Below are 11,548 nucleotides of genomic sequence, written 5' to 3'. Positions count from 1 at the left end.
AATTCAGATTCCCAAAAATACAATATTTGAAATTCCTCTTTAAAAAAGAAAAAGCCGCAAAAAGCGGCTTTTTCAGAAGGAAGTTATTATTTGAAGTCCTAAACTACTCCCTGGGCCAGCATAGCATCGGCTACTTTTACGAAACCGGCAATGTTCGCACCTTTTACATAGTCAACGTACCCGCCTTCTTCAGTTCCGAACTGCACACACTGCGCGTGAATGTCGTTCATGATCTGCTTTAGCTTGGTATCTACCTCTTCTGACGTCCAGTTGAACCTCAAAGAGTTTTGAGACATCTCAAGACCAGAAGTTGCTACCCCTCCGGCGTTAGAAGCTTTCCCCGGAGAGAAAAGGATCTTCGCGTTCTGGAATACGGCAATAGCTTCTGGAGTACAAGGCATGTTGGCACCTTCACCTACACAGATACAGCCGTTATCAACCAAAGCTTTAGCGTCTTTTTCGTGCAGCTCGTTTTGAGTGGCACATGGCAAAGCGATATCACACTTTACATTCCATGGGGTTTCTCCCTCGAAATATTTGGCGTTAGGGTATTTCTCCACGTACTCTTTGATCCTGCCTCTTCTCTCGTTTTTAAGCTCCATCACAAAGGCAAGTTTTTCGGCATAGATCCCTTCTTCATCAAGGATGTATCCTGAGGAGTCAGACATGGTTACCACTTTACCTCCAAGCTGAGTGGCTTTTTCGGTAGCGTACTGAGCCACGTTCCCTGAACCTGAAACCACTACGGTCTTACCTTTAATGCTGTCTCCTTTGGTCTTTAGCATGTTCTCGGCGAAGTATACGTTTCCATAACCGGTAGCTTCAGGACGAATAAGTGATCCACCGTAGGAAAGCCCTTTTCCGGTAAGCACTCCCGTGAACTCATTTCTAAGTCTTTTGTACTGCCCGTAAAGGTAACCGATCTCACGACCACCTACTCCAATATCCCCTGCAGGTACATCAGTATTGGCTCCAATGTGACGCTGAAGTTCGGTCATAAAGCTTTGGCAGAATTTCATCACTTCGTTATCTGACTTGCCTTTAGGGTCAAAATCAGATCCTCCTTTACCACCGCCCATAGGCAAAGTGGTTAAACTGTTCTTGAACACCTGCTCAAAAGCAAGGAATTTCAGGATAGACAGGTTTACAGAAGGATGAAAGCGAAGACCACCTTTATAAGGTCCAATAGCCGAGTTCATCTGAATCCGGAACCCGCGGTTCACCTGAACTTCACCATTGTCATCTACCCAGGGTACACGAAACATGATCACCCTTTCAGGCTCAACCATGCGCTCAAGCAATTTTTTGTTCTGGTATTTTTTATTTTTTTCAATGAAAGGAATTACAGTTTCTGCTACTTCATGAACCGCTTGTAGAAATTCGGGTTCATTACTGTTTCTTTTAGAAACGCTATCCAGGAATTCTTGTACATTTTTTTCCATGGTTTTGGCTAAATTTTGTTTTAACGAAAACGTTTTTTTAATTACCGGCAAATATACGGTTTCTCTAAAAGAAAGGTCTTAAAATTTTTATATTCCTTTTTATTTTAAGGTATTCCTGAAGGGGTAATAATTCGGACAATCTTGGGTTATAAATTTATATATTTGTTTAAGACCGTTTTTCTTATGACCAACCTAACCAGAACCCTTTGCATAGTAATGCTTCTTTTTTTCTTCGGAAAAGAGAGCGCTCTTGCACAAAAAGGTTTGCTGGGACAGGAAATCGGGATCGTGGCAGGACCCGTGGCTTATTACACCGACTACGGCCTGCGCTACAACATGGAGACCAACACCTCCAACACCGGAATTGGAGTGGGGCTGGTCTATTACATTAATTTCGCTTACCGGGCAGATTGTAACTGCTACACCCGCGATACGTATTTTAATGACCACTTCAGGATTCGCGCAGAAGTGGATTACCACTGGGGAGAGCTTAACCATTTTGGACCTATAGCCAGAAATGAGGGTCCCAATGGACTTTTACGGAATATGATAGGATCAACAAAAGTATTTGAAATGGGTGCGCACCTGGAATACTACCCTTTCAGCATAAGGGATTATACCGCTTACGCCTATCCCATTTCCCCTTTTGCCAGCCTTGGGTTCAATTTTGTTGAATATGATCCATATACCTATTCTGAGTTAGGCGAACCTTTAGAAGATTATCTTTTTCATACCTTCCAGGGTGGAGTGAGTCAGGAGGCCGGTTCTACATGGTCCATAGTTCTGGGGATCGGCACCCGTTATAAGGTCGCTCCTTTTAGCGATCTGGTGGTAAACCTGCAATGGCGGTATTACAACACCGATTGGATTGACGGGCTGGATCATGACAATCCGCAGAACAAATTCAACGACATGATGTTCTGGCTTAATTTCGGGTATATCTACTACCTCAACTTTTAACAAAAAAGGCCACACAAAAATTGAACGGCCAGTTTTAAATTTTTACAGGATTTTATTTCAGTGCCTGCTTTAGGTCATTAATAAGGTCTTCTTCGTCCTCAATTCCAACGCTCAGACGGATTAGGGAATCCACTATCCCTGTCTTTGCTCTTTCCTCCTTTGGAATGGAAGCGTGGGTCATACTTGCCGGGTGCCCGGCGAGAGATTCTACTCCTCCCAAAGATTCGGCGAGAGTAAAGATCTTGAGGTTTTCAACGATCTTCACAGCGCTCTCCAAAGAACCTTCCTTAGTGGTAAAGGAGATCATTCCCCCAAAATCTTTCATCTGCACTTTGGCGATCTCGTGATTGGGATGGTCTTCAAACCCCGGCCAGTAAACCTTATCTACTTTTGGGTGATCCTTAAGGAAGCCTGCTACCGCTGCTCCATTCTCACAGTGCCTTTGCATCCTTATGTGCAGGGTCTTGATCCCTCTCAACACTAGAAAGCTGTCCATAGGTCCGCAAACCGCGCCGCTGGCATTCTGGATGAAACGCAGCTTTTTAGCCAGCTCTTCCTCTTTCACCACCAGGCAGCCCATCACCACATCACTGTGTCCGCCAAGATACTTGGTGGCACTGTGCATCACTATATCGGCACCAAGTTCCAAAGGCTGCTGCAAATAAGGAGTGGCAAAAGTATTGTCAACCGCCAGCAGCAGGTCATGCTTTTTCGCAATTTTAGAGACCTCTTCAATGTCAATGATCTTCATTGTTGGATTGGTTGGCGTCTCCACCCAAACCAACCTTGTTTTTTCATTGATAAAATCTTCAATATTCGCGGCATCGTTCATGCCCACAAAATGGAATTTAATGCCCAGGTTCTGGAAGATCTTTGTAAAAAGTCGGTAAGAACCTCCATAAAGATCATTGGTAGAAATGATCTCATCTCCCGGTTTGAACATTTTCATCACCGCGTCTATCGCTGCAAGACCGGAACCGAAAGCCAGCCCGAAACTTCCGTTTTCAATGCTGGCAACAGCTTTCTCCAGGGCAGCACGGGTCGGGTTGCCGCTTCGGGAATATTCGAATCCTTTGTGCCCGCCCGGGGTGCTCTGCTTATAGGTACTGGTTTGATATATAGGCGGCATCACCGAACCATAAGCCGGATCGGTGTTCTCCTGTCCGCCGTGAATAGCCTTAGTATTGAATTTCATATTTTCCACGATTATAAGAGACAAATGTAGCATATGCTTTGGGCATTCTCAAAATAGCCCTTACCTTTCAGAGCAGTTTAACAAACCAATTTCATGACCCTGAGAATCCTTCAGATCTTATTGATCGTCCTTCTCTTCTCGGCCTGCCAGGACGAAAAAAAATCAACAGAAATTCCACTGCGCTTTGAAAAGCAAACTTTTGTAAAAAAAGCGGGTGAGAATTGTGACACTGCGGAATATGACTGCAGCATCATTTCGCTCGAGGTTCTGAAAGCGAAAGGCCCTCAAGGAGTTTCCGAAAAGATCAATAACGCTCTCAAAGATCATGTGATCTCTACGATCTCTTCCGAAGAAGATCCGAAGATCAACACTTTAGAGGAGCTAACCGAAAGCTTTATCAGCGATTACAAAAAAGCATTGCAAAGCTTCAGCAGTGAACCGCCGTGGGAGGCTTATCTTAACCAAAGCATTTATAGGCAGGACGAACAACTGCTTTGCATTGGCGTCACCACCGAGATCTTTAGCGGCGGGGCTCACGGATATAAGAATCTTTCATTTCTGAATTTTGACCCTCAAACGGGAGAACAGCTTTCCTGGAAAGATATTTTCACCCCCGAATTCAAAAAATACGCTGAACAGCGCTTCCGTAAGGAACATGAGATTCCTGCAGAAGACAACATCAACAGTACCGGCTTCTGGTTCGAGAATGAAGCTTTTCATTTACCGGCAAACATCGGTTTCACAGATGAGAAAGTAATCCTCATCTACAACTCATATGAGATCGCTCCTTACGCCGATGGAGATATCTACATGGAAATACCCATAGAAGAGGTTAGGCCATTTCTCAAGAATCAATAGTTTTGCAAAAAAAGAAATGAAAAAAATCTACTATCTCTCTACCTGCGATACCTGCAAAAGAATTCTAAAGGAAATTGACGCGCCGGATTCTTACACATTACAGGATATAAAAAAAGAACCGCTAACCGAAGAGCAGCTGGACGACCTTAAAAAGCTTTCGGGCAGTTATGAAAAGCTGTTCAATAAGAGGGCGAGGCTTTACAAGGAGCGGGATCTGAAAAATAAGGAACTTACCAAAGACGATTACAAGAACCTGCTGCTGGAACATTATACGTTTTTAAAGCGGCCGGTGATCGTGAATGAAAATGACATTTTCATCGGGAATTCCAAAAGCACTGTAGAAGCCGCCAAAAAATCACTTCATGAATAAAAGGTTGCTGGCGATCTTCGCGGCAACCGGAGCCAGCACCATCTACGGGATCAATCATACAGTTGCCAAAGGCCTGATGCCCGTTTACATTGAACCATTCGGTTTTATCCTGTTGAGGGTATTGGGTGCGGCCATCTTGTTCTGGCTCATCAGCTTTTGGGGTCCCAAAGAGAAGATCGCCACCAGCGACTGGCCCAGGATCCTTGGTTGTACCATTTTTGGAATGGTGATCAACATGCTGCTTTTTTTCAAAGGGCTAAGCCTTACTACTCCCATCAACAGTTCGGTGATCATCACCATTTCTCCTATCCTGGTGCTTATCCTGGCAGCAGTATTGATCGGGGAAAGGGTCACCTGGCTTAAGACTGCGGGCATAGTTACCGGTCTTGCAGGAGCGCTGGCGCTGGTCTTCTTCAGCAAAGAGTCTATAGCTAATGCTCCCAACATTCCTCTTGGAAATTTCTTTGTGATTGTCAATGCTCTTTCCTACGGATTGTACCTCATCCTGGTGAAACCGCTTACCGCGAAATACCACTCTTTCACCTTGATGAAATGGCTGTTTCTTTTCGCGGTGATCATCAATTTACCAATCACCATTTCTGAATTTATGGAAGTGAAATGGCAAGCTCTGCCTGCACATGCCGTTTTAAGAATGGGGTTTGTGGTTGTGGGTACCACCTTTTTGACTTACCTGCTCAACGTTTTTGCCCTTAAAGAGCTAAGCGCAGCAACCATAAGCGCATTTATTTACCTGCAACCGCTTATCGCCATCTTTTATGCCGTGGCCACCGGAGCAGACAGTCTTAACCCGGTTAAGATATCTGCGGCCTTGCTGGTCTTTGCTGGTGTTTATATGGTAACGCGGAAACCCAGGCCTAAAGATCTGAAACCGGGCGATCTTCCTTAGGTTTTTTTCCGAATTTACGGGTATCTTCTTTGGTCAGCACCCTAAAATCTGAAGTATGTTCCAGGCCATCCAGTTTTGCGAAAAGTTCGGCAGGAAGTCCGGTGAGTTTTCGCTCCTTTAGGTCTATCCAGGCGCCCATCATTTCACAGCTCGCAAAATTGCGGCCTTTGTGATCGTAGAAATCGTGCACGAATTCGAAGTACATACCGTCTTCAGAAAGACCTCTTAACTGCAAGGTAACCGTCACAGGTTTTCCTGCGAATACCTCTTTGAAATAGTAAATGTGCTCATAGAACACCACAGGACCAAGGTTATGCTGAGCCATTTCGGCATGTCCAAAACCATTTTCCATCAAAAATCCCATACGGGTATGACTCATAAAATTGATATAGGCAGTATTTGCCAGATGGCGGTTGGCATCAATATCGCTCCATCTTATCTCGAAACTTTTCTTGTACATATTCAAATTTTGGGATAAAATTACTATTTTTTTATTATGCATGCATAGCATTATTCTTTAAATTTCTCCCCAAAATTTTTGAAATGCCACTTGAAAGATCCACATACCAACCTTCAGGAATCTATAAGGTAGCCGATGTGAATACCATCTATGCTGCCACTTTAAGAAAGGTAGAGCTGAAGCCATACGAACGGGAAAGAATTTCCTTAGAGGACGGGGATTTTCTCGATCTGGACTGGAGCTTTGCTGAAGGTTCCCAAAACAAAAAGCTGGTGATCATCCTGCATGGTTTGGCGGGAAGTTCAGATCGTCCTTACATGAAAGGCATGGCCAGGATCTTCAGCCGAAATGACTGGGATGCCGTTGCGATGAATTTCAGGGGTTGCAGTGAGGAACTGAACCGACATTTCAAAAGCTATCACGGCGGCGCCACAGATGACCTGCAGGAGGTGATCAATCATATTTTAAAGACACGAAAGTATGAAGTTATCGGCATTATTGGTTTCAGTCTTGGCGGCAATGTAGTGCTGAAATATCTTGGTGAAAACAGAAAAATTCCCACTGAGATCAAAGCTGCAGTCACTGTTTCAGTACCCTGTGATCTGGCCGGTTCATTGGGAGAAATTGGGCGGCCCCGCAATTTCGTTTATTCCAAACGTTTTGAACTCAAATTAAAGTCCCAGTTACTGTCCCGGGCCAGGAAGTTTCCCGACCAGCTCACTAAAAAGGAAGTAGAAGCCTGTAATTCCCTTAGGGATATCGATGAGCTTTACACCTCAAAAGCCCATGGCTTTGAGAACGCGGAAGAGTACTACAGGAAAAGCAGTTCTCTGCATTTCCTGGAAAACATCCATCTCCCTACCCTGCTCATCAATGCCCGGGACGATTCCTTTTTATGCAATTCCTCTTATCCTACCGGTATTGCAGAAGCATCCGAGTTCCTTCACCTGGAGGTTCCCGATCACGGCGGACATGTTGGCTTCACCCTGCCGGGGCCGGAATTCTATCATGAAAAAAGAGCGCTCCACTTTCTGGAAAAAGCAGTTACAGTCCAGCATCATAAATATTAAAATGAGGTTAAAAACGCTTAGATTCGAAAGCCTCCTGCTGCAGAAGGTTTATTTTTAGGGAAAAATTATTTATGAACCTGAACCCTGATGAAGCCCATGTAGCTAAGATTCGTTCTGCCGGCTTTTTCACCAAGGGCATTGTTTATTCCCTGGTAGGAGCGCTCACCTTTATGGCAGCTTTTGACCTGGGAGGTGACATTGCCAGTACAGACGGGGTGATAAAATTCCTGCTTTCTTTGCCCTTGGGTAAAATACTGGGGGCGGTAGTGGCTTTGGGCCTGCTGGCTTACACCCTGTGGCGCCTTTACGAAATGTTTTTTCTTCCAGGTATTCCAGGAAGTTCTAAAAAAGCAAAAAAGGGTTTTAAAAGGTTCCGTTACTTTTATTCGGCTGTGTTTTACGGCTTCATTGCCTACTCTTTTGCCAGGCCGCTTATCAAGGACCTGGGTGGCCATAAAAATCCAGGTTCCTCATCGGGAGGAGCTAATGAACAAAAGGCGGCGCTTTGGGAATTGCTTTCAACCGACTGGGGAAAATATGTGATCTGGGCTTTGGCCATCATTGTCGCGGGACAGGCGCTTTGGCAGTTCAAACTGGGCTATTCGGGTAAATTCATGAAAAAGATCGATAATTACCCTGACATTAAACATGAGTATGATGTCATCAGGAATTCTGGCAGAATGGGATATGCTGCGAGAGGTACTGTTTTCGGGATCATCTCCTTCTTTCTCATCAAGGTGATCCTACAGCACAATGCCGATGCTTATAAAGGAACCGAAGGTGCCCTGCAGTACCTGCTAAGTTTCTCCTATGGTTCTTTTTTACTTGGCGCCACGGCCCTTGGCCTTCTGGGCTACGGAATATTTAACCTTATGGTCGCAAGGCACGCCGACTACACCACCCTTAACTAAGATTTTGAAACCTTTTCCCGAAGAAAATTGGAAATGCCAGACTTTGCTGCACTGCAACAGATTTCCTTATCTTTGCCCAACCTTTAAAGATAAAGCATGATTCAGTCAATGACCGGCTTTGGGAAGAGCATTTCTCAGCTTCCGTCCAAAAAGATCACCGTAGAGATCAAATCCCTTAACAGCAAAAACCTTGACCTAAACGCACGCATTCCGTCGCAGTACAGGGAAAAGGAATTACTGTTGCGCAACCTGATCTCCAGATCACTTACCCGCGGAAAAGTGGATCTTTCAGTATATGTTGAGATAACGGGAGAGGAGACCACCGCAGCGGTAAATCGTGCCGTGGTCAAAAAATACATTGAGCAGCTCAGGGAGATCGTAGATGGTGATGAGACCGAACTGCTGAAAATGGCTGTACGCATGCCCGATGCCCTGAAGACCGAAAGAGAGGAAATTGACGAGGAAGAATTCAGATTGATACAGGCCGCGGTGGAAGAAGCTTTGAAAGAGATCAATGATTTTCGCTCGGCTGAAGGGAAAGTTCTCGAGGATGAATTGATGCAGCGCGCCAGGAACATCCAGGAATTACTGCAGCAGGTGATCGCCATGGATCCTGAAAGGATCGCAGGAGTACGGGACCGTCTTGCCAAAGGCGTGGCCGAACTAAAGGAAAATGTCGATGAAAACCGGTTTGAACAGGAACTGGTCTACTATATTGAAAAATTTGACATTACCGAAGAAAAAGTTCGGTTGGAAAACCACATGAACTATTTCCTTGAAACGCTGAATTCTGCCGACTCGAACGGGAAAAAACTTGCTTTCATCTCCCAGGAAATGGGTCGCGAGATCAATACCATCGGGAGCAAATCCAATTACGCGCCCATGCAGCAACTGGTAGTGCAAATGAAAGATGAGCTGGAAAAGATCAAGGAACAACTTTTAAACGTACTCTAATGGCCGACGGAAAACTCATCGTATTTTCGGCACCTTCAGGGTCGGGAAAAACAACAATCGTACGTTACCTGCTGGCGCAGGAAGAACTAAAGCTAGATTTTTCTATTTCGGCTACTTCCCGTGAACCCCGTGGCAACGAAAAACACGGTAAAGATTACTATTTTCTGAGTCTTGAAGAGTTCAAGAAGAAGATCAAAAATGACGAATTCCTGGAATGGGAAGAGGTGTACCGCGATAATTTCTACGGAACCCTAAAAAGTGAAGTAGAACGCATCTGGGCAGAAGGCAAGAACGTCATTTTTGACATAGACGTGGTGGGCGGACTTGACATCAAGAATATCTACCCTGAAAAGACCCTTGCTGTCTTTGTAAAGCCACCCAGCATAGAAGAACTGAAGATACGGCTTAAAAAACGCCAAACCGAATCTGCCGACAAGATCAACATGAGGGTCGCGAAAGCTTCCATTGAACTTGCCACTGCTCCGCAGTTCGATCATATCATCATCAACAACGATCTTAATACAGCACTTGAAGAAGCCTATTCTTTAGTTTCAGAATTTGTGGGTGCAGATAAAAAAGCTGAAAAGTGAGAAAGAAGATCGGGCTCTTTTTTGGCACTTTTAACCCGGTACATATTGGGCACCTCATCCTGGCCAATCATTTGTGGCAGTATTCAGATCTTGACGAAGTGTGGCTCGTTGTCACTCCGCACAATCCGCTGAAAAAGAAAAGCAGCCTTTTGAACGATCACCATCGGTTTGAAATGGTGTGGAGGCTCTGCGAAGATTATCCGGGCCTAAAGCCAAGTGATATAGAATTCAACCTTCCGCAACCTAATTATACCGTCTCTACTCTGGCCCACCTGGAAGAAAAATATCCCGACTATGAATTCTCCCTTATCATGGGAGAAGATAATCTAAAGAGCTTTCCAAAATGGAAAAATTACGAGGTCATTTTAGAACGCTATTCCCTGGTGGTCTACCCCCGGTATTCTGAAGGATTCGTGGAAGAGGTTTTTAAGGATCACCCTAAGATCACACGAATTGACGCCCCGCGGATAGAGATATCATCCACTTTTATAAGACAGGCCATAAAAGAAGGTAAAGATGTAAGGCCGTTACTGCCGCAGGTGGTTTGGCAGTACATAGACGAGATGAACTTCTATCGATAAAAAAATTGCCCCCGATCTGAATGACGGAGGCAATTCTTCACTAACTAACCAACCAAAAAGATTAAACTCTTCTAAAAAATAATCCTTCTACAGGTATAACGCACATTTATTTTCTATCGTACGTGTTTTATAATTTTTTGAATGTTAAAGTTTTAAGGAGGCGCTTTAACTTTTAATTTTATCTTTGGTAGCGGGCTACTTCTCAACCTCTTTATTTTCCTTATTTTTGGATTCAGATAAAAAAACCTCTATGGAATCATCTCCAAAATTCGCTGTTTTGGGCGGCGGTAGCTGGGCAACGGCTATTGTCAAAATGTTATGCGAAAATCTTGATGAAGTAAGCTGGTATATGCGCAGCGTGTATGCCATTGAACATATAAAAAAGCAGGAGCACAATCCTAATTACCTCAGTTCGGTTGAATTTGACATCAATCAGCTGCACTTAAGCAGCGACATCAATGAGATCGTAAATGAGGCCGATATCCTCATTTTTGCCATTCCTTCAGCCTTTTTGAAACGCGAGCTGGATAATCTCACTGCCTCTTTCGACGGAAAGATCATTTTTTCAGCTATAAAAGGTATAGTTCCTGAAAGCAGCCTTATCGTGGGAGAACATTTCCACAAGACCTACGATATTCCATATGATAATATTGGGGTGATCACCGGCCCATGCCACGCCGAAGAGGTGGCGCTGGAACGGCTATCCTATCTCACCATCGCCTGTGCCGATGAGGAGAAAGCAAAACTCGTGGCCAAATACCTCAGCAGCGACTACATTACCACCAAGACCAGTGATGACATCATTGGGACCGAATATGCCGCCATGCTGAAGAACATCTATGCCATTGCGGCGGGTATCGCCCACGGACTCGGTTACGGAGACAACTTTCAGAGTGTCTTGATGAGTAACGCCATCAGGGAGATGAAAAAGTTCATCAAGAAGGTGCACAAGATGAAGCGGAATATCAATGATTCGGCTTACCTGGGAGACCTTTTGGTTACCGGTTATTCCATCTTTAGCCGAAACAGGATGTTCGGGAACATGATAGGTAAAGGCTACACGGTCAAAAGCGCCCAGATGGAGATGAGCATGGTAGCCGAAGGATACTACGCCACAGACAGCGCCTACAAAATCGTGCAGAAGACAGGCGCCAAGACCCCTATCATCAATGCCGTGCACGGCATTTTGTATGAAGGCAAAGAACCTAAGAAGGTCTTCAAAAAACTCGCCGAAAAACTGGATTAACACC

At 44.7% G+C, this 11,548-nt stretch carries 13 protein-coding genes; 10 read left to right on the top strand and 3 right to left on the bottom strand.

The window, feature by feature from the left end; genetic code table 11:
- Positions 1-98: 98 nt before the first annotated feature.
- Positions 99-1,442, bottom strand: coding sequence for an NADP-specific glutamate dehydrogenase (gdhA, locus tag BLS64_RS03095; RefSeq protein WP_093112291.1), 1,344 nt, complete (start codon positions 1,440-1,442; stop codon positions 99-101).
- A gap of 183 nt (positions 1,443-1,625) precedes the next feature.
- Between gdhA and BLS64_RS03090 the strand changes: the two genes are divergently transcribed.
- Positions 1,626-2,402, top strand: coding sequence for a THC0290_0291 family protein (locus BLS64_RS03090; RefSeq protein ID WP_093111593.1), 777 nt, complete (start codon positions 1,626-1,628; stop codon positions 2,400-2,402).
- A 52-nt stretch (positions 2,403-2,454) separates the two neighbouring features.
- On the opposite strand, the gene BLS64_RS03085 is transcribed toward BLS64_RS03090, so the two are convergent.
- The gene (locus BLS64_RS03085; protein ID WP_093111591.1) at positions 2,455-3,597 is read right to left on the bottom strand and encodes a cystathionine gamma-synthase; all 1,143 of its coding nucleotides are present in this window, start codon (positions 3,595-3,597) and stop codon (positions 2,455-2,457) included.
- 93 nt (positions 3,598-3,690) lie between these two features.
- On the opposite strand from BLS64_RS03085, the gene BLS64_RS03080 reads away from it, so the two are divergent.
- Genes BLS64_RS03080 through BLS64_RS03070 form a run of 3 tightly spaced genes read left to right on the top strand, consistent with a single transcriptional unit; the run spans position 3,691 to position 5,732 of the window.
- Positions 3,691-4,455 (top strand): DUF3298 and DUF4163 domain-containing protein, encoded by a 765-nt coding sequence (locus BLS64_RS03080; RefSeq protein ID WP_093111589.1) that lies wholly within the window; start codon positions 3,691-3,693, stop codon positions 4,453-4,455.
- 16 nt (positions 4,456-4,471) lie between these two features.
- Positions 4,472-4,825 (top strand): arsenate reductase family protein, encoded by a 354-nt coding sequence (locus BLS64_RS03075; protein WP_093111587.1) that lies wholly within the window; start codon positions 4,472-4,474, stop codon positions 4,823-4,825.
- Positions 4,818-5,732 carry a DMT family transporter gene (locus tag BLS64_RS03070; RefSeq protein WP_093111585.1) on the top strand — a complete coding sequence of 305 codons (915 nt, stop codon included), beginning with the start codon at positions 4,818-4,820 and terminating at the stop codon, positions 5,730-5,732. Before BLS64_RS03075 ends, BLS64_RS03070 begins: the two co-directional genes overlap by 8 nt.
- Here BLS64_RS03070 and BLS64_RS03065 read toward each other — a convergent pair.
- Positions 5,701-6,192, bottom strand: coding sequence for an acyl-CoA thioesterase (locus BLS64_RS03065; protein WP_093111583.1), 492 nt, complete (start codon positions 6,190-6,192; stop codon positions 5,701-5,703). The two genes, BLS64_RS03070 and BLS64_RS03065, sit on opposite strands and share 32 nt — an antisense overlap.
- 83 nt (positions 6,193-6,275) lie before the next feature.
- Here BLS64_RS03065 and BLS64_RS03060 point away from each other — a divergent pair, with 83 nt between their 5' ends.
- From BLS64_RS03060 to BLS64_RS03035, 6 genes are all read left to right on the top strand, one after another.
- Positions 6,276-7,262 carry a YheT family hydrolase gene (locus BLS64_RS03060; protein ID WP_093111581.1) on the top strand — a complete coding sequence of 329 codons (987 nt, stop codon included), beginning with the start codon at positions 6,276-6,278 and terminating at the stop codon, positions 7,260-7,262.
- Between the two features lie 71 nt (positions 7,263-7,333).
- Positions 7,334-8,173, top strand: coding sequence for a DUF1206 domain-containing protein (locus BLS64_RS03055; protein WP_093111579.1), 840 nt, complete (start codon positions 7,334-7,336; stop codon positions 8,171-8,173).
- Between the two features lie 96 nt (positions 8,174-8,269).
- Positions 8,270-9,127: a YicC/YloC family endoribonuclease gene (locus tag BLS64_RS03050; protein WP_093111577.1), complete on the top strand. Its 858-nt coding sequence runs from the start codon at positions 8,270-8,272 to the stop codon at positions 9,125-9,127.
- A complete protein-coding gene (gene gmk, locus BLS64_RS03045) occupies positions 9,127-9,717 on the top strand; it encodes a guanylate kinase (protein ID WP_093111575.1) in 591 nt (196 codons plus the stop codon). Before BLS64_RS03050 ends, gmk begins: the two co-directional genes overlap by 1 nt.
- Positions 9,714-10,298, top strand: a complete 585-nt coding sequence (gene nadD / locus BLS64_RS03040; protein WP_093111573.1) for a nicotinate (nicotinamide) nucleotide adenylyltransferase — start codon at positions 9,714-9,716, stop codon at positions 10,296-10,298. The genes gmk and nadD overlap by 4 nt, the downstream gene beginning before the upstream one ends.
- Positions 10,299-10,548: 250 nt before the next feature.
- On the top strand, positions 10,549-11,544 hold the full coding sequence (locus tag BLS64_RS03035; protein WP_093111572.1) for an NAD(P)H-dependent glycerol-3-phosphate dehydrogenase: 996 nt from the start codon (positions 10,549-10,551) through the stop codon (positions 11,542-11,544).
- Positions 11,545-11,548 lie beyond the last annotated feature (4 nt).

Source organism: Salinimicrobium catena (assembly GCF_900102915.1).
Lineage (GTDB): Bacteria > Bacteroidota > Bacteroidia > Flavobacteriales > Flavobacteriaceae > Salinimicrobium > Salinimicrobium catena.
This window is presented reverse-complemented; position numbering and strand designations above follow the sequence as displayed.

Bases quoted from the DNA above. Each gene is read 5' to 3' on its own strand.
- gdhA (WP_093112291.1), bottom strand. From the start codon at position 1,442: ATGGAAAAAAATGTACAAGAATTCCTGGATAGCGTTTCTAAAAGAAAC.
- BLS64_RS03090 (WP_093111593.1), top strand. From the start codon at position 1,626: ATGACCAACCTAACCAGAACCCTTTGCATAGTAATGCTTCTTTTTTTC.
- BLS64_RS03085 (WP_093111591.1), bottom strand. From the start codon at position 3,597: ATGAAATTCAATACTAAGGCTATTCACGGCGGACAGGAGAACACCGAT.
- BLS64_RS03080 (WP_093111589.1), top strand. From the start codon at position 3,691: ATGACCCTGAGAATCCTTCAGATCTTATTGATCGTCCTTCTCTTCTCG.
- BLS64_RS03075 (WP_093111587.1), top strand. From the start codon at position 4,472: ATGAAAAAAATCTACTATCTCTCTACCTGCGATACCTGCAAAAGAATT.
- BLS64_RS03070 (WP_093111585.1), top strand. From the start codon at position 4,818: ATGAATAAAAGGTTGCTGGCGATCTTCGCGGCAACCGGAGCCAGCACC.
- BLS64_RS03065 (WP_093111583.1), bottom strand. From the start codon at position 6,192: ATGTACAAGAAAAGTTTCGAGATAAGATGGAGCGATATTGATGCCAAC.
- BLS64_RS03060 (WP_093111581.1), top strand. From the start codon at position 6,276: ATGCCACTTGAAAGATCCACATACCAACCTTCAGGAATCTATAAGGTA.
- BLS64_RS03055 (WP_093111579.1), top strand. From the start codon at position 7,334: ATGAACCTGAACCCTGATGAAGCCCATGTAGCTAAGATTCGTTCTGCC.
- BLS64_RS03050 (WP_093111577.1), top strand. From the start codon at position 8,270: ATGATTCAGTCAATGACCGGCTTTGGGAAGAGCATTTCTCAGCTTCCG.
- gmk (WP_093111575.1), top strand. From the start codon at position 9,127: ATGGCCGACGGAAAACTCATCGTATTTTCGGCACCTTCAGGGTCGGGA.
- BLS64_RS03035 (WP_093111572.1), top strand. From the start codon at position 10,549: ATGGAATCATCTCCAAAATTCGCTGTTTTGGGCGGCGGTAGCTGGGCA.